This window comes from Barnesiella sp. An22, from assembly GCF_963931395.1.
GTDB classification, from domain to species: Bacteria; Bacteroidota; Bacteroidia; order Bacteroidales; family Barnesiellaceae; genus Barnesiella; species Barnesiella merdigallinarum.
In genome coordinates, this window is record NZ_OZ007014.1 from 2,520,799 (window position 1) to 2,538,860 (window position 18,062).

Annotated in this window: 9 protein-coding genes; 6 read left to right on the top strand and 3 right to left on the bottom strand. The window is 53.8% G+C overall.

What is annotated here, in order from left to right; all coding sequences use genetic code 11:
* Positions 1–60 precede the first annotated feature (60 nt).
* Both ABGT88_RS10510 and ABGT88_RS10515 read right to left on the bottom strand, forming a co-directional pair.
* Positions 61–2,091 (bottom strand): M13 family metallopeptidase, encoded by a 2,031-nt coding sequence (locus ABGT88_RS10510; RefSeq protein WP_346701995.1) that lies wholly within the window; start codon positions 2,089–2,091, stop codon positions 61–63.
* A gap of 23 nt (positions 2,092–2,114) precedes the next feature.
* A complete protein-coding gene (locus ABGT88_RS10515) occupies positions 2,115–4,094 on the bottom strand; it encodes an ABC-F family ATP-binding cassette domain-containing protein (RefSeq protein ID WP_346701997.1) in 1,980 nt (659 codons plus the stop codon).
* 189 nt (positions 4,095–4,283) lie between these two features.
* Between ABGT88_RS10515 and ABGT88_RS10520 the strand changes: the two genes are divergently transcribed.
* The 3 genes from ABGT88_RS10520 (at position 4,284) to lpxK (ending at position 10,308) form a co-directional block, all read left to right on the top strand.
* Entirely contained in the window at positions 4,284–7,166 is a 2,883-nt protein-coding gene (locus ABGT88_RS10520; protein WP_346701999.1) for a PD-(D/E)XK nuclease family protein, read from the top strand.
* Positions 7,167–7,447: 281 nt separating this feature from the next.
* A complete protein-coding gene (gene sppA / locus ABGT88_RS10525; protein WP_346702001.1) occupies positions 7,448–9,193 on the top strand; it encodes a signal peptide peptidase SppA in 1,746 nt (581 codons plus the stop codon).
* Entirely contained in the window at positions 9,190–10,308 is a 1,119-nt protein-coding gene (lpxK, locus tag ABGT88_RS10530; RefSeq protein ID WP_346702003.1) for a tetraacyldisaccharide 4'-kinase, read from the top strand. The genes sppA and lpxK overlap by 4 nt, the downstream gene beginning before the upstream one ends.
* On the opposite strand, the gene ABGT88_RS10535 is transcribed toward lpxK, so the two are convergent.
* Positions 10,309–12,414 (bottom strand): TonB-dependent receptor, encoded by a 2,106-nt coding sequence (locus tag ABGT88_RS10535; RefSeq protein ID WP_346702005.1) that lies wholly within the window; start codon positions 12,412–12,414, stop codon positions 10,309–10,311. It abuts the gene before it with no gap.
* Between the two features lie 487 nt (positions 12,415–12,901).
* On the opposite strand from ABGT88_RS10535, the gene ABGT88_RS10540 reads away from it, so the two are divergent.
* The 3 genes from ABGT88_RS10540 to ABGT88_RS10550 all read left to right on the top strand — a co-directional run bounded on the left by ABGT88_RS10540 (position 12,902) and on the right by ABGT88_RS10550 (position 18,059).
* Entirely contained in the window at positions 12,902–13,468 is a 567-nt protein-coding gene (locus ABGT88_RS10540) for an RNA polymerase sigma-70 factor (RefSeq protein WP_346702007.1), read from the top strand.
* A 114-nt stretch (positions 13,469–13,582) separates the two neighbouring features.
* Positions 13,583–14,602 (top strand): FecR family protein, encoded by a 1,020-nt coding sequence (locus ABGT88_RS10545; RefSeq protein ID WP_087408572.1) that lies wholly within the window; start codon positions 13,583–13,585, stop codon positions 14,600–14,602.
* Between the two features lie 166 nt (positions 14,603–14,768).
* Positions 14,769–18,059 (top strand): TonB-dependent receptor, encoded by a 3,291-nt coding sequence (locus tag ABGT88_RS10550; RefSeq protein ID WP_346702010.1) that lies wholly within the window; start codon positions 14,769–14,771, stop codon positions 18,057–18,059.
* Positions 18,060–18,062: the final 3 nt, after the last annotated feature.

Genomic DNA, 18,062 nt, shown 5'->3' on the forward strand with positions numbered 1-18,062 from the left:
AAAACACAAAGGGCCTGCCGACAATCGGCAGGCCCTTTGCCATATCTCAATCTCGGATGATTACCAGATGATTACCCGATCGGCAGGAGCCAGATACATGGGATCGCCCTCTTTGATATTGAATGCCTTGAAGAAGGTATCGATATTACGCAGGGCAGCGTTTACACGCCAGCGGCCCAGCGAGTGGGGGTCGATTTTGGTCAGACGCAGAATCTCGGCATCGCGAATGTTGCCGGCCCACAGGTTGGCATACGACAGGTAGAAGCGTTGGTCGGCAGTGAAGCCATCGATCAAGGCAGGCTCTACCCCGTTGAGCGAATTGCGGAATGCCGTGTAGGCTACACGCAGACCACCGTGGTCGGCGATATTCTCGCCCAGCGTGAAGTGACCGTTGGCATGAACCGTATCGAGCACGATGATATTGTCGTACTGTTTGGCCAGAATCTCGGCCCGTTGGTTGAACTGCTCGGCATCTTCGGGCGTCCACCAGTCGTTCAGGTTACCATCCTTGTCGTATTGACGGCCCTGGTCGTCGAATCCGTGAGTCATCTCGTGACCGATAACCACACCGATAGCACCGTAGTTCACGGCATCGTCGGCATCGAAGTTAAAGAAGGGCGGTTGCAGAATACCGGCGGGGAAGCAAATCTCGTTCGAGGTGGGGTTGTAGTAGGCATTCACCGTTTGCGGGCTCATGTACCACTTGGTCTTGTCGACAGGTTTGCCCTCGTCTTTGAGCGAGTAGAGCGTTTCAAACTCGGCAGCACGACGCACGTTGGCGTAGTAGCTCTCTTTCGGGTCGATGGTCAGGCCGCTGTAATCGCGCCATTTGTCGGGGTAACCGATTTTTACGTAGAAGGTATTCAGTTTCTCGTGAGCCTTGGCTTTGGTGACATCGCTCATCCATTCGAGGCTGTCGATGTGCTGGCCCAGAGCCGTCTGCAAGTTGGCTACGAGCTGTACCATGCGCTCTTTGGCTTCGGGGGGGAAGTATTTGGCTACATACATTTCGCCGACGGCTTCGGAGAGCAGGCTGTTGGGCACGTTGAGAGCCCGTTTCCAGCGGGGTTCGATCTGCTCTTTACCCGACAGCGTCTTGGAATAGAAGTCGAAGCGGGCGTTTACGAAATCGTCGCTCAGGTAGGGAGCGGCACCGTCGATGCAGTTGAAGGCCAGATAGTCGCGCATCTCCTGCTCGCTCAGCGTCTTGAGCAGTTCGTTCACGGCCTTGAGCGTACGGGGCTGGCCGATGTTGATTTTCTGGATGCTGTCGAGACCTACGGTCTTGAAGTAAACATCCCAGTCGAGACCGTCGTACTGTTTCTTCAGGTCGGCAACCGTCATCACGTTGTAACCGGCTTGCGGGTCGCGCAGCTCTTCACGCGTGAAAGCGGCCTTGGCAATAGCCGTCTCTACCTTCAGCACCGTAGCGGCAGCCTGCTCGGCAGCCTCTTGCGTATAACCCGAAAGGGTGAAGAGGGTCTTGATATAGTTGGTGTAACTGTCGCGAATCTTGCGGCTGTTCTCGTCGTCGGATACGTAGTAGTCGCGGTCGCCCATGTTCATACCGGCCTGGTACCAACCGGCGATATTCATCGAACTGTTCTTGGCATCGGCATCGACATAGATGGCGAAGAACGGAGCCGACATGGTACGGTGCATCTCACCGATCATGGCACTCACGGCCTCTTTGCCCGAAAGCGACTGGATGCGTTTGAGCTCGTCGGCAATAGGAGCGGCCCCCTCTTGGTTCAGGCGCACGCTGTCGAGCCCCATGTTGTAGAGGTCGCCAATCTTCTGGGCTACGCTGCCCGGCTCGGCTTTCTGTTTGCCCAACTCATCGAAGAGCAGACGGATTTGCTCCTGGTTGTTCTCCCGCAGTTGGTCGAAAGAGCCATAGCGGGCATACTCGGGTTTCAACGGATTTTTCTGCATCCATCCGCCGCACGCATACTCATAGAAATCGTCGCCGCAAGCCACCGTCGTATCGAGGTTGGTCAGGTCGATACCCGGAGTCTTGGTGACCGATTTGTTTGTACAGCCTGTGGCTATCAAAGCTGCTGCAAACGATAAAATCATTACTCTTTTCATTTTACAATATATATTTATGTGTTTCATTTACCCTGTTTCTGCAAATGCTCCAGCGTCTCCGAAGCCTCGGACCACTGCCACATGGCATCGTCGAGCTGCTTTTTCAACTGCCCGTGCTGCTCGTAGAGCGAGGTATCGGCAGCCCCTTCGGGAGTAGAGAGTTTCTCCTCGAGCGAAGCAATCTGCGCCTCGAGGTCGGCCACCCGCTTTTCGGTGTCGGCCACCTCCTTCTCTGCTTTCCGCAAACGCCGTGCCAATTCCTTTTGCTCCTCATACGAGAGTTTCGACCCTTCGGGGGCGGCCGAAATGGCAGGTGCGGACTCGGCCTTCGGCGAAGCTACCTTCTTATCGGTCACCGCCGTAGCCGGGTTGCGCTGCTCGAGCTCCCGCAGCGATTCGAGCTTGCGGCTCTCGAGGAAGTCGTAGATGCCGCCCAGATGCTCGCGCACCCGTCCGCCACCGAACTCGTAAACCTTCGACACCAGCCCGTCGAGAAACTCGCGGTCGTGCGACACGACGATGACCGTACCGTTGAAGTCGCGGATGGCCTGTTTCAGTACATCCTTGGTGCGCATGTCGAGGTGGTTGGTAGGCTCGTCGAGGATGAGCAGATTGACAGGCTCGAGCAACAGCCGTATCATGGCCAACCGCGTGCGCTCGCCACCCGAGAGCACCTTCACCTTCTTGTCAGACGCTTCGCCGCCAAACATGAAGGCACCCAGGATGTCGCGTATCTTGGTGCGGATATCGCCCACCGCCACGCGGTCTATCGTCTCGAACACGGTGAGCGACTCGTCGAGCAGGCTCGCCTGGTTCTGGGCAAAGTAGCCGATCTTCACATTGTGCCCTATCTTGAGGGTACCGGTGTGGGAAATCTCGCCCATGATACACTTGACCATGGTCGACTTACCCTCGCCGTTCTTTCCCACAAAGGCCACCTTCTCGCCCCGCTTGATGGTAAAGGTAGCGTCGGCAAATACCAGGTGGTCGCCATAACTCTTGCCCACCCCCTCGGCAATGACGGGATAGTCGCCCGACCGGGGAGCCGGCGGGAACTTCAGGTTCAGGTGCGAGGTATCCACCTCGTCGACCTCGACCCGCTCGAGCTTGGCCAGTTGCTTGATGCGCGACTGCACCTGCACCGACTTAGTGGCCTTGTAGCGGAACCGCTCGATGAAGGCCTCGGTATCCTGTATCTGTTTCTGCTGGTTTTCATAGGCCCGCCGCTGTTGCTCCAGACGCTCTTGCCGCAGCACCACATAGTGCGAGTAGTTGACCTGATAGTCGTAGATGCGGCCCATCGAAATCTCGATGGTACGGGTCGTCACGTTGTCGATAAAGGCGCGGTCGTGCGAGACCAGCACCACGGCATTGGCCCGCGTGGCCAGAAAGTTCTCGAGCCACTGTATCGACTCGATGTCGAGGTGGTTGGTGGGCTCGTCGAGCAGCAGCACGTCGGGACGCTGCAACAGCAGTTTGGCCAGCTCGATACGCATGCGCCAGCCGCCGCTGAACTCCGACGTGTCGCGATTGAAATCGTCGCGGGTAAAGCCCAGACCGATCAAAGTCTTCTCAATCTCGGCCTGATAGTTGGAAGCCCCGATGAGCGAGAGTTGCTCGTTGGCATTGGAGACCCGCTCGATGAGCTCCTGATAGTCGGCCGACTCGTAGTCGGTACGCTCGGCCAGCTCGTTGTTCATGCGCTCGATGCGCGCCTGCAGCTCAAAGATGTGCGAGAAAGCCTGCTCGGCCTCCTGCATCACCGTGCGGGTATCGGTCAGGTTCATCTGCTGGGGCAGATAACCTATGGTGAGGTCCTTCGGCATATTCACGCTGCCCGAGGTAGGCGCCTGCAACCCGGCTATGATTTTCAGCATAGTCGATTTGCCCGCCCCGTTCTTCCCAACCAGAGCAATGCGGTCCCTCTTGTTGATGACATAAGTAATGTTGTCGAACAGCGTATTTCCACCAAATGCAACCGAAAGTCCTTCTATCGATATCATATTTCTCGTTTTATCGGTCGGCAAATATAAGCAAAAAAGCCCAGCTTACTTGAGTTTTTTTGTTAATCCTTTAACATCACCATCCATCGGATACGATGAAAATGCCGAAATCAATCTCATTTTCCCGCCCAGATTTCGGAATCTGGATAAAAAGCCGTAAACTTGTAAGCGTAAATCGCACTTTCCCTTATGACTCCTTTTCTATACCGCATAGCCCAAGCCTTCTACGAGCGTTACGGGCACGACATTTCGCAACTGGCCTTCGTCTTTCCCAACCGGCGGAGCGGCATCTTCTTCCAGAAGTATCTGGCCGAGGTGGCAGGCAAACCGCTATTCTCGCCCCGGGTAACGACCATCAACGACCTCATGGCCGAGCTCTCGCCCTACACGACCATCGACCGCATCAGCCTGCTGGTGATGCTCTACAAACGGTACATCGAGCTGCGGCAGAGCGACGAGACCTTCGACAACTTTGTCTTTTGGGGCGACATGCTGCTGGGCGACTTCGACGACGTGGACAAGTACATGGTCGATGCCCGACAGCTCTATACCAACATCCACGACCTGAAAGAAATCGACGAGTTTTACCTCACCGACGAACAGATTGCCATCATCAAACGCTTCTGGGGGCACCTCTTCTTCCCCTCGACCGAAAGCGAGAACAAGCAGCAGTTCATCCAGTTGTGGCAGATTCTTTTCGACCTCTACACCCGACTGCGAGACGACCTGGCCAGCCAGAACAAGGCCTACGAGGGGATGATTTTCCGCGACGTGGCCGAGCGTTGCCGCCGCAAGGAGACGCTCGACCTGCCCTATACGCAGGTGGTTTTCGTGGGATTCAACGCCATCACCGAGGCCGAACGGGTATTCATGGAGTATCTGCGCGACACGGGGCTGGGCGATTTCTATTGGGACTACTATGCCCCTACCCTGCACGACCCGTACAACAAGGCGGCCTTCTTCCTCAACGACAACAAACGGCGATTCCCCTCGAAAATCGACCTCGACGAGCGCATCGAGCAGGTGCCCCGCATCGAGCTCATCTCGGTGCCGTCGGCCGTGGGGCAAGCCAAGCAGGCGACCGACATTCTGCAACGGCTCATCGACGAAAAGCAGCTGTCGCCCGAGCGGGCCATCGACACGGCCATCGTCCTCCCCGACGAGGAGTTGCTGCTACCCATGCTCTACTCCATACCGCCCGAAATCTCGACGGTCAACATCACCATGGGATACACGTTGCAACACACGACCGTGGCGGCTCTCATGGATTCGATATTCCAGATGCAGCGGCACGTGCGCTTCTCGAAGGGCGAACCGCGTTTCTACCACATCGACGTGAAGCAACTGCTGGGGCACCGCTTCATCGCCGCCCGTCTGGGCGACGAAGGGCAACGCATCACCGCCTTCATCAACGGCAACAACCGGGCTTTCGTTTCGCCCGACGAGCTGGGCCGTCACCCGTTGGTCGAGCTGCTGTTCCGCATCCCGGCTACGGCCGACGAGGCAGCCGACTACCTGACCCGCCTGCTCGAATATCTGCAACAGGATACCGCTGCCGACGAACCGGCCGAGGCGACCGACGAGGAGAACTCGCCCGTAGGATTTTCGGCCGTGGAGCGGGAGTTCATGTATCACTACTACATCACCATCAAGCGGTTGCGCGACGTGATGACCGAGCAACGTATCGCCATGGGGGTCGACACCTTCTTCCGCCTGCTGGGCAAGATGGCGGCCTCGATTTCGATTCCCTTCCGGGGCGAACCGCTCTCGGGATTGCAGGTGATGGGTGTGCTCGAGACACGAGCTCTCGACTTCGAGAACCTCATCATCCTGTCGATGAACGAAGGCATCTTCCCCGTAAAGAAGGTGGCCCCCTCTTTCATCCCCTATAACCTGCGGCGGGGATTCGGCATGGCAACCACCGAGCATCAGGACAGCATCTATGCCTACTACTTCTACCGCATGATAAGCCGGGCCAAACGGGTATTCCTGCTCTACGACAGCCGTACCGACGGCCTCAAGAGCGGCGAGGTGAGCCGCTATGTCTATCAGCTGAAATACCACTATCGCCTGCCCATCCAGGAGATTCAGATCAACTGCGACATCGCCACCTTCTCACCCACGACCATCACGGTCGACAAGCACCGCTACGGCATCGACCGCAAGCTGGCGGCCTTCCTATCGGGCGGCGACAGTGCCCTCTCGGCCAGTGCCATCAACCGCTACCTGAACTGCCCCTTGCAGTTCTACCTGCAATATATCGAGGGACTCGAACGTCCCGACGAGGTGGCCGAGAGTGTCGACAGCGGTACCTTCGGCAGCATCTACCACGGCATGATGCAACGCATCTACGAACGCATCGAGGGCGACCGCGAGCAGGTGACCGTCACGGCCGACCACATCGACGCCATCCGCAAAGACAAGCCGCTGCTCACCCACTACCTCGAGGAGTGCTTTGCCCGCGACTACTACAAAACACCGCAACACCCCCGGCCGCTCACCGGATACGACTACCTCACGGGCGAAATCATTCTCAAGCTCATCGACAAGACCCTCGAGAAGGACCGCTCGCTCACCCCGTTTGTCTACCGGGCTTCCGAGTTGCGCATCACGGGCGAAGCTCCCATCAGCGGCCAACGCGCCGTGCAACTGAAGGGGTTCATCGACCGGGTGGACGAGTGCAACGGCCGCATCCGCATCGTCGACTACAAGACCGGCAAGGAGCGGCTCGACTTCAAATCGGTCGAAGAGCTCTTCGACAGCTCGGCCACCGAACGCCGTAAAGCCATCCTGCAGGTGCTGCTCTACTGCAAACTGTACAAGATGAACTATCGGCCGGCCTCGCCCATCTACCCGGCCATCTACATCATACGCAACCTGTTCGACAAATTCGAATGGAACATCCGCTACGAGAAGGATCTGTTCACCGACTTCGCTCGCGTAGAAGAGGAGTTCGACCGGTGCCTCACGGCCTGCCTCGACGAAATCTTCGACCTCGACCGCCCCTTCACCCAGACGACCGAAGAGTCGCACTGCCAATATTGCGACTTCAAGTTGCTGTGCAAGCGATAAGCCGGAAGGAAGCAGGCTCATAACATTGATTATCAAACTAATATATAAGCATTACAGAACCGAAAAATAATTCTTTACCCAACCGGAAGAGTAAAAAGAGAATTTATTTTTATCGAAAAACGATAATTTTTTATTGATTTTCTTTGCAAATTCAATTTTTATATCTATGTTTGCATAGAATAAACGACGAAGATAAACGACTCATGAGCTTTTTCTTCCGAAAAAGAGTTTATCTTTGTCAAATCGAATGAAACAAAAACATTAAACAAAGCGATAAGACAATGAAAAAATTTTTCACTACAACCTTCGCCTGTGTGCTGGGCGTATTGATTGCAGGCATCTTGCTGATGTTCCTTTCGATTGCAGCACTCACCGGTATGGTGGCTACGACCGAAACGACATATACTCCCCAACCGCATACCATCCTGAAGCTCGACCTGGGGAGCGTGACCGAACGCAGCCAGGAAGACATCATGGGTCTTTTGCTGGGCAACCAACAGAAGAGCAACGGTCTCGACAACATACTCAAAGCCATCGAAACGGCCAAGGAGAACAAGAATATCGACGGTATCTACATCGATGCCGGCGGCTTGAACGTAGGCATCGCTACCCTCGACCGCATACACCGTGCACTGGTCGACTTCAAAGAGAGCGGCAAGTTTGTCTATGCCTATGCCGACACCTACTCGCAACGCGAATACCTGTTGAGCGCCGCTGCCGACAGCGTGATGCTGAACCCCGTGGGAGCCATCGACTTCAGAGGTCTGGCCAGCCAGGTGATGTTCCTGAAAGGTCTCTACGACAAACTGGGCATTGAGATGCAGGTATTGAAAGTAGGTACCTACAAATCGGCCGTAGAACCCTACATCAACACCCAGATGAGCGACGCCAACCGCGAGCAGACCATGGCCTACATGACCCCCATCTGGAACCACCTGCTCGAGAACCTGTCGAAAGACCGCAACCTCACCGTCGAGCAACTGAACAACCTGGCCGACACGCTGCTGATTACGGTCGACGCCAAAACGCTGGTGGCCAAAGGACTGGTCGACACCCTCATGTATCGCCCCCAGATGGACAGCTTCCTCAAGAACAAAGTGGGGATAGATGCCGACGACGACCTCATCTTTGCTTCGGCCAACGAGGTAGCCACAATCAAACAGAAAAAGAACAAGGCCAAAGACGAAATCGCCATCGTTTATGCCGAGGGCGGTATCGACCTCGACCCGACTACCGGCATCCACTCGGATGAACTGGTAGAGGAGCTCACCAAGATACAAAAGGACGAAAACATAAAGGCCGTGGTACTGCGGGTGAACTCGCCGGGCGGTAGCGCCTACGGATCGGAACAGATATGGGCCGCCATCGAAGAGATCAAGGCTGCCGGCAAACCGGTTGTCGTATCGATGGGCGACCTGGCTGCCTCGGGCGGATACTACATCTCGTGCAACGCCGACCGCATCTTTGCCAACCCCACGACCCTCACCGGCTCGATTGGCATCTACGGCATGATTCCCAACTTCGGCGGACTGGTTACCGGTAAACTGGGTGTCACCTTCGACGGTGTGCAGACCAACCGCTACGGCAACTTCGGTGCCTTCAACCGTGCCATGACCCCCGACGAGCGCAACCAGATGCAACGCTACATCGAACGAGGCTACGAACTCTTCACCTCGCGTTGTGCCGAGGGCCGCGGCATGAATCTCGAGGCCATCAAGAAGATTGCCGAAGGTCGGGTTTGGGACGGACAGACGGCCCTCAAGATAGGATTGGTCGACGAGTTGGGCGACCTCGATGCAGCCATTGCCTGGGCTGCCCAAAAGGCCAACCTCGACAAATACAAGACCAACGCCTACCCGGCTCAAAAGACGGCCATGGAGCAGTTGCTCTCGGAACTCAACTCCAACGTGCGGACGCGCATAGCCGCCTCGTACCTGGGTGAAAACTACAAGTATATACAAGCTCTGGAACAATGCAAGAATATCGACCCCATACAGTATCGTATGGAAGATATTGAACTCTATTGATACCGATTCTCATGTATGGCAAATCGATTAAAATAAATCGTTGGCTCATCCCGCTCAGCTGGTTGTACGGCTTCGGGGTCGGTCTCAGGAACAAACTCTTCGACTGGGGTATTCTCCCGGTCGAAGAGTTCGACATTCCTGTCATATCCGTGGGGAATCTGGCGGTGGGTGGCACCGGCAAGACTCCCCATATCGAGTATTTAATCGAATTGCTGCAACCCAAATACCGGGTGGCCGTACTCAGCCGGGGCTACAAACGCAAGAGCCGGGGCTTCGTACTGGCCGACGCCTCGTCGACCGCCCGCGAAATAGGCGACGAGCCTTACCAGATAAAACGGAAATTCCCCGGCATCGCGGTAGCCGTCGATGCCAATCGCCGACGCGGTATCAAGCGACTGAAAGAGCTGCAACCCGACCTCGACGTGATTCTGCTCGACGATGCTTTCCAGCACCGCTATGTATCGCCGCTGGCCTCGATTGTGCTCACCGACTACAACCGGGCCCTACACCTCGACAAACTGTTGCCGGCCGGTCGGCTGCGCGAGTCGCGCCACGAACTTTCGCGGGCCGACATCGTGATTGTGACCAAATGCCCCGCCGACATGAAGCCCATCGAATACAACATCATCTCGCGGTGGCTGCACCTCTTCCCCTATCAGCACCTCTACTTCACCACACTCGACTACGGCAAGTTGCAGGCGGTATTCCCCGAGAAGGCCCCGGCTCGCGAACTGACTCTGAAAGATCTGCCCGCTACGGCCGGACTGATGGTCCTCACCGGCATAGCCAACCCGCGGCCCATGCTGCAATATCTGGCTCGATACCATGCCCCGCAAGAGGAGCTGCAATACCCCGACCACCACGACTTCTCGAGCAGCGACCTGGCTCATATAGCCCAACGGTTCGAGTCGATGAAAGGAACGAAAAAATACATCGTTACAACCGAAAAGGATGCCGCCCGATTACGCTCGGCCGCTCTCGACGACTCCGTGAAACAGGCCCTCTACTACCTGCCCATCCGGGTACGGTTCATGCAGTATGCCGGCATCTCGTTCGACGAGAAGATAACCGATACCATCTACAAAAACCGCCGCATCAAGCGTCCCCGCAAATAGTCAGAACTCCACCGTAATGCCCAAGGTAGGCAATATGGTTCCGCTCTGCTGGGCGATATACTTCGTGCGGTAACGCTCCGTGCCGTTGTCGTCGACATAGGTTTCGCCCGTACTGATCAGGAGCGGCTGATTGTCGTACTTGAAGTTGAGTACATTCTGCAAATCGATATAGAATCCCAGCATCACCCCTTTGAAATAGAACGACTTGTCTACCCGCAGGTCTACCTCGTAGAAGGTCTTGAGCCGCCCCGTATTGTAGCGGCTGTAATCGTAATAGGGCCGGGCCGTGGCATCCCAGGCCGGGATGAGCGACGAGACATATTCGTCGTAAGGTGTATAGGGAGCTCCGCCCATCAGCCTCACCTTCATGCCAATATCCCAGTTCTTGGGCAGTTTATAGGTACCCGATAGCGTGAAGAGGTGCCGGTAGTCCCAGGCCGAGGGCAGGTAACGCCCCGTAGCGGGATTCTGAAACTGGCTGCGGTACCAGGTGTACGAAGCCAGGGCCGTGAAGCGTCCCAGCCCCAACCAGCGAAGCATCACCTCCACGCCATAGGCCCGCCCCCGAGCGGTCGAGGCGGCCGCCTCGTTGCCCGAAACACCGTAGTCGGTACCCTTGCAGGCCAGCGGGATGCTGTCGGTGAGCGAAAGCGGCGAGTGGGTATACTTCTTGTAAAAGCCCTCGACCGTAAGGCGGGCCCACCGGTTGATATAATACTCCAGTCCCACGACCGCCTGGTCGGAACGGATGTAGGTGAGCCGCAAGCGGTTCACCAGCACATCGTCCTCCTGATAGCCCATGGTCGTATAGGCCGGCAACTGATAGTAGCGCCCTATGCTGCCGTTCAGGTAAATGTTACCCGCCACATTGTAGGAGAGAGCCAGCCGGGGCGAAAACTGGTTAAGAGGATTGGACATCGACGACGAGTAGTCGCAGGCATCGAGACGAAAGCCGAGCGAAGCCGTGAACCGCTCGTTGGCCGACTTGTAGCCCGCCGTGGCAAAAAGCCCCCAGCGGAACAACCCCAGGTCGGTCGAGTAGCGAATCTCGCGAGGCACCTCGGCAAAAGCCCGCTGAAAAGTGCGGTTGGTATAGACGGCATAGTCGGCGTTGAGACCGGCCGTCACGTCGAACGGGCCCAGCAACGAGCGATTCTCGAGCCGCAGGTGGTTCTCGGTCTCGACCGACTTCAGGCGCAAGGTCAGGTTCTCGTCGGTCGACTCGTCGTTGTCGCGATACTTCACGTTGCTGTTGCTCATGTAGCTGCGGCTCAACACCACCGTCTGAGTGTGGTTTCCCGCATAGTGCTTGTAGACTGCCCCCAGCGTATAAGTGTTCTGCTTGATGGTCGGCAGGTAGTTGAGCAGGTACTGTTTCGACTCGTCGGCCGGGTCGGTCTCGGTATTCAGCTTCATGTCGTCAATGGCCCCCAGCCCCAGCACGGTGAGCTCGTGCGCCTGCGAGAAACGGGTCTTTATCTTGAACTGCGCATCGGTATACCGGGGCAAAAACGGCATGTCGAGCAACGAGAAGAGCAGTTGCAGATAAGATTGCCGCACCGACACCACATAGGTAGTGCGGCTGCCGATGTGCCCCTTCGAGCCCACCGCCAGCTCCGACGCCCCCACCGTACCCTTGAAGGTATAACGGTCGGGCGTACCGTCGAGCAACTTGAAGTCGAAGACCGAGCTCAGCGCATTACCCCGGTTCACCGGGAAAGCCCCCGTATAGAAATTGACCTCGCGAATGAGGTCGGCATCGATAATCCCCACCGGTCCGCCCGAAGCCCCCTGCGACTCCTCCAGCCCAATGTCGAGCGTATAGTCATACGAAGTAATACGGAACTCGGGCGACACATAGGTCTTGTACCCCACCGACGACACCTGCACCCGATAAGCCCCCGGCGGCAGATTGCCGATGCGATAGCCGCCCACCGAGTCGGTCGTCGTCCCCCGCGAGGAGTTCCAGATACCCACACTCACGAAGGGTACCCCCTCACCCGTTTCGCGCGAAACCACTCGACCCTTTACCGAATAGGTCTGTGCACACCAGGCACACACCACGACACACAGACTACAACCCAACAATAGATACCGTTGCCACATACTTTTCAATTCCTTTCCAAAGCCCTCGATCCAAATACAGAGAGCCACAGGCTATATACAACCGGCTCTCCGATTTTGTTCAGAATAGAAAAAATCGCATGTCACGATTACGTAATACGGCATTCTTGTCCGTATTAAACAAAAGACAATGCCATGAAACAGCCAGCCACTATAGCCCTATCCAACCTTTTCGAATGGAATGCAGACGAACGAAACTCCCTTTGCAAAAACAATATCGCCCAAGAATATTCCATCGAGCCATTCAAAAGTGATAAAAAAGACTATATCCGTCCCCGATATAGCCCGCAAGAGATAGTCCCAACACTATCAAAAGGAAATACTTCTCCCGAAACTTGCCGGGGAAGACTTACAATCCTCTACAGATTGCCGAAGCCTCATCTTTTCATTTCGTAAGTATTGTTTTTCTATCATTTTTTACCGTAATTTGATGTCGAAAAAACAAGCAGTTCCTCGACAGTATTACTCCATGCAAATTACCAATCTACAAATAGAAGAGATTCGAGCTGGGAAAATCAAAGCCTTCGAGATTTTGTTCAAAGCCTTCTATCCCCGGGTCAAAAGTTTCGCCTTGGGCATGATCAAAAACCCATACGAAGCCGAGGAGATAGCCCAAAACGTATTTCTGAAAGTGTGGACTAACCGGGAAAAGCTGAAATCGACATACTCTCTGAGCAGCTATATCTTCACCATAGTCCACAACGAAGTATATGACTTCTTTCGAGAGAAACACTACTTGCTCGGATACCGACAAAACATACTATCGAATATTCCCAATCTGCAGTACGAAATAGACTCGGAGTACAATATCAAGGAAATCAAGGCTATCGTCAACCGTACATTGGAAGAGATGCCTCCCCAGCGCAGGACTATCTTCAAAATGAGCCGAGAACAATTTCTCAGCAACGAAGAGATTGCCCAGGCCCTGGGACTGTCGAAACGAACCGTCGAAAAACACATCGGTCTGGCATTGGCTACCATCAAGAAAAATTTAGGTGATTTTCTCTTCTGGTTGTTCCTGTTTTTCATTCAATAAACACACGCAATCAATTATTCCGAGAGTCGGTTTCCGGTATTTTTTAAGAAAAATATACCCGGCCATTACGTGTACATCTATGCTTATCCGTATTAACCATATAAAATCAAACCCATGGAAAACTCTATTCCTACCCAACAAGAACTGTCCGGCTACTTCTTCAACCGATGCACCCCCGAAGTGGGCCATAAAATAGAACAATGGTTCCTGGCTCACGGCAAAAGCCAAGAAGCCCGAGAGCTGTTATTCTCCTTATGGGAAGAGCTGGAGGAGACTACAACGATATCGCCCGAGGAAACCGAACAGGCATTTATCCGGTTCAAAGAGCAACTGCTCCTCGACAACGAACCGGAAGAGAACGAATCGGAAAGTTGGGCCAGTCGATTGCTCTTCCGGGTTCAACGTATTGCCGCCATTCTCATACTGCCGCTCATCCTCGTTTCGGGGTACCTCTTCTACCAAAGTCAGAAAGAGGCCAATATGGTATGGATAGAAAAAAGTACTCCCTACGGAGACATCAAGCGGATTACCCTCCCCGACAAGACCACCGTATGGCTAAATGCAGGTAGTACGATTATCTATCCCGAAGAATTCATAGGGAACACCCGCCAGATATTTTTCACCGGAGAGGGGCATTTCACCGTAGCCAGGAACAAAGAAAAGCCCTTTATCATCAAGTCACACGAAAGCAGTATCGAGGTACTCGGTACCCAGTTCAACCTGAAATCATACAGCAACGACAATCGCATAGACATAACATTGCTCGACGGTTCGGTAGCTTTCTATTATCCTAGGAAAACCGACGGAGAAAACCGCTGCAACATGGTTCCCGGCGAACAGATACAATACAACCGCACGACTCACGAACTGGAAAAGAGCCGTTTTATCCTGTCGGACTACTCGTCGTGGAAAGACGGAAAATACTATTTCAAGAACGAGACCTTGGCAGATATTGCGAAACAACTCGAACGCAACTTCAACGTCAACATTGTCATCAAGAACGACTCACTCAAAAACATTCCTTATCACATGGCCTTCGTCAACAACGAGACACTCGACGATATTTTGCAAGCCATGAACCTGGACGGCTACCTGACAATCAAGCGCGATGGTAAAATCATAGAAATTTATTGACAAACAAACTAACACACTTACCATGGAAAAACACAAAAGTCCGCATTTCATCGGTATATCCAAGAAATGTAAAAAATGTATTATGCTGTTTTTATTGTGCTTTGTCTTTACAGGATATGGACAAAACATCTCGGTCAACTTCCCGAACATAACGGTTGAAAGAGCTTTGGAAATTCTTCGCAATCAAGAAGGCTACTCGTTTTCGGTCAAGACAAACGATGTGAACTTGCAGAAAAAAGTAAATGCCAATCTCCAAAATCAACCTATCGAAAAAGTATTAAGTACCATATTTCAAGGACAACCCGTATCTTTTGAAATCGACGGCAAAATGGTCCGAATCATCAAAGGATCGGATAGAGATACGAAAGCATCGCAAACCGCTACCGAGAATCGGAAAATATCGGGACGGGTAACCGACCGTCAGGGCGAACCGCTTATCGGCGTAAGCATTATCGCCAAAGGTTCCAACGAGAAAGGTACCATGACCAATATCGACGGATACTACTCGTTGAGCGTACCCGACAAATCGATTTTGCAATTCTCGTATATCGGCTACGACACGCAAGAACTGAAAGTCGGGAAAAGCGATATTCTCAACGCCACGCTGCAAGAAAAGATAAACGACCTCGACGAGGTAGTAGTCATCGGATACGGCAGTATGAAAAAGAGCGACCTGACCGGCGCTGTCTCTACCGTAAAAACCGAAGACCTGCCCATGTCGGCAAACACTTCGATTTCGCACATGCTCTCGGGTAGAGCCGCCGGTATCACTTCGGTCCAAAACAGCGCCCAACCGGGAGGCGGCGTAACTCTGCGGATACGTGGCGAAGCCTCTACCGGTGCCGGCAACGAGCCGCTGTACATTATCGACGGATTTCCCATCGGCGGCTCTCAGGTGGAACCGGCGGCCGATAACCGATATACCGACTTCGGTTCGCGTAACCCGCTGAACTCGATCAACCCCAACGACATCGAGTCTATCGAAATTCTGAAAGATGCCTCTTCGACGGCTATCTATGGAGCACGAGCTGCCAACGGTGTCATTATCATCACGACCAAGAAAGGGCGAGAAGGTAAACCGGTAGTCAATTACAGTGCCAATTACGGCGTTCAGCAAATTGCCAACAAGACCGAAATGATGAATGCCCAGGAATTTATGACCGAGGCCAACAAGTTTGCCAAAGAGCAATGGCTCTACAACAACCGCATATATCCCTATGGGAATACCGACCCTTCGACCATCACAGACCCCATTGTCTATCCCTATACCGACTCTGCCATTCGCAACGCCGGTGAGGGTACCGACTGGTACGACCTCATCACCCGCGAAGGAATGATCCATCAGCACAACCTCTCGGTATCGGGCGGAACCTCCAACCTGAGATACATGGCTTCGTTCAACTTCTTCGACCAAAACGGTGTGGTACGCAACAGCGATTTCACCCGCTATACCGGCCGTCTGAATGTAGAACACCAAATCAACAAAATCTTCAAATACGGTGTCAACGCCACACAGAGTTACATCAAATCGACCAACGTACCTCTGGGGACCGAAGATTTCGAAAACTCGGGCCTCATCAACTCGGCCATGTCGTACGACCCCACGACTCCGGTATACAACAAAGACGGGAGCTATGCCCAAAGCGAGCGCATGACAACCGTACCCAACCCCGTCTCCATGCTCGAAATCGACGACTACACTCAAACCAAACGCTTACTGGTAAATGCCTATCTCCAGGCCGAAATCATCAAAGGGCTGGTGGCCAAAGTCAATATCGGATTCGACGACCAAACCGGTGTGCGCAACTCCTATATCCCCACGACTACCCTGTATGGGAAACAAGAGGGAGGCAAAGCCAGCAAAAGTATGGCTCAACAATTCGACCGATTGCTCGAAGCCACGGTCAACTACGATTTCTCGATAGCCAAGGCTCACAAATTCAATATCCTGGCCGGCTACTCTTATCAGGACTTTACCAACGAAGGATTCTCGGCAGCCAACTCGCAATTCTTCACCGACATATTCAAATACAACTCCCTGGCCTCGGGCGAAGCAGCTCGTCCCACGGTTGCCTCCAACAAGTCGAAGACCATGTTCATCTCCTACTTCGGACGTATCAACTACAACTTGTTCGACAAATACCTGTTCACCCTCACGGCCCGTGTCGACGGTTCGAATCGTTTCGGTGCCAATAACCGATATGGTATATTCCCATCGGGGGCAGTTGCCTGGCGTATCAAGCAGGAAGATTTCCTGAAAGATGTCACCTTCCTCTCGGACCTGAAATTGCGATTGAGCTTAGGGCAAACCGGTAACAGCGAAATAGGCAACAATGCCTTTGAATACTATACGGCAGCCTGGCAACAATATGTCTTCGGCAACTCGGTAAGCACAGGTACGGCCAAGTCGCAAATAGCCAATCCCGACTTGAAATGGGAAACGACAACCGAGTTTAACCTCGGTTTGGATTTCGGCTTCTTCGACCAACGGTTGAGCGGAACTTTCGAGTTCTTCAAGAAAGAGGTAAAAGACCTTTTGGGATACCGTACCCTGAAATCGTTTATGGAGGTATCGACCGTAGCCGCCAATATCGGCAAGACGCAAAGTACCGGTATAGAAATTTCGTTGAAGAGCCGCAACTTCACCGGCGAGTTCAAATGGGATACCGAGTTTAACTTCACGCGCTATGTCGATAGGTGGAAAGAACGAAATCCCGAAGACGAACTGAGTCCCTGGCAAAAAGCCGACGACCCCATACGGGCTCATTATGGCTACCTCTCCGACGGTGTGCTGGGTATCGACGAGGCCGCCCCTGCCTCCATGCCGAACCTCCTGCCCGGCGAGTACAAGATCAAAGATGTGAACGGTTATCTGCGCGACGAGTTCGGAAATCTGATTCCCGATGCAAACGGTAACGTACAATACACCGGAGGGCCCGACGGTATTATCGACGAAGCCGACATCGTGCTGCTGGGCACCTACGACCCGGGCTTCTCGATTGGATTCGGCAATACCTTCGAATACAAGGGTTTCGACTTGAATATTTTCTTCTATGGCATGTTCGACCGTATCGTCAACAACGCCACCCGCGGAAAATTCTCGATTCCCAATATCCGCTTCATCCTGAACGGGCAAAACATGATGAAAGAGATTTCGGAACGCTGGTCGAGCGAAAACCCGCACAGCAAATACCCTTCGGGATTCGTAAGCCAATATCCTCAACCCTCGGATTACCTGTGGGAAGATGCCTGGTTTATCCGCTGCAAGAACATCACGCTGGGATACACCCTCCCCTCGAAATGGATACACAAGGTATTCTCCCGCGCACGAATCTTTGCCGACATATCCAACCCCTTTGTCATCACACCTTATTCGGGCAACGACCCCGAAACCGATTTCAAAGCCGGGTATCCCAACCAACGAACCTACTCTTTTGGTGTTGACATAACCTTTTAATAC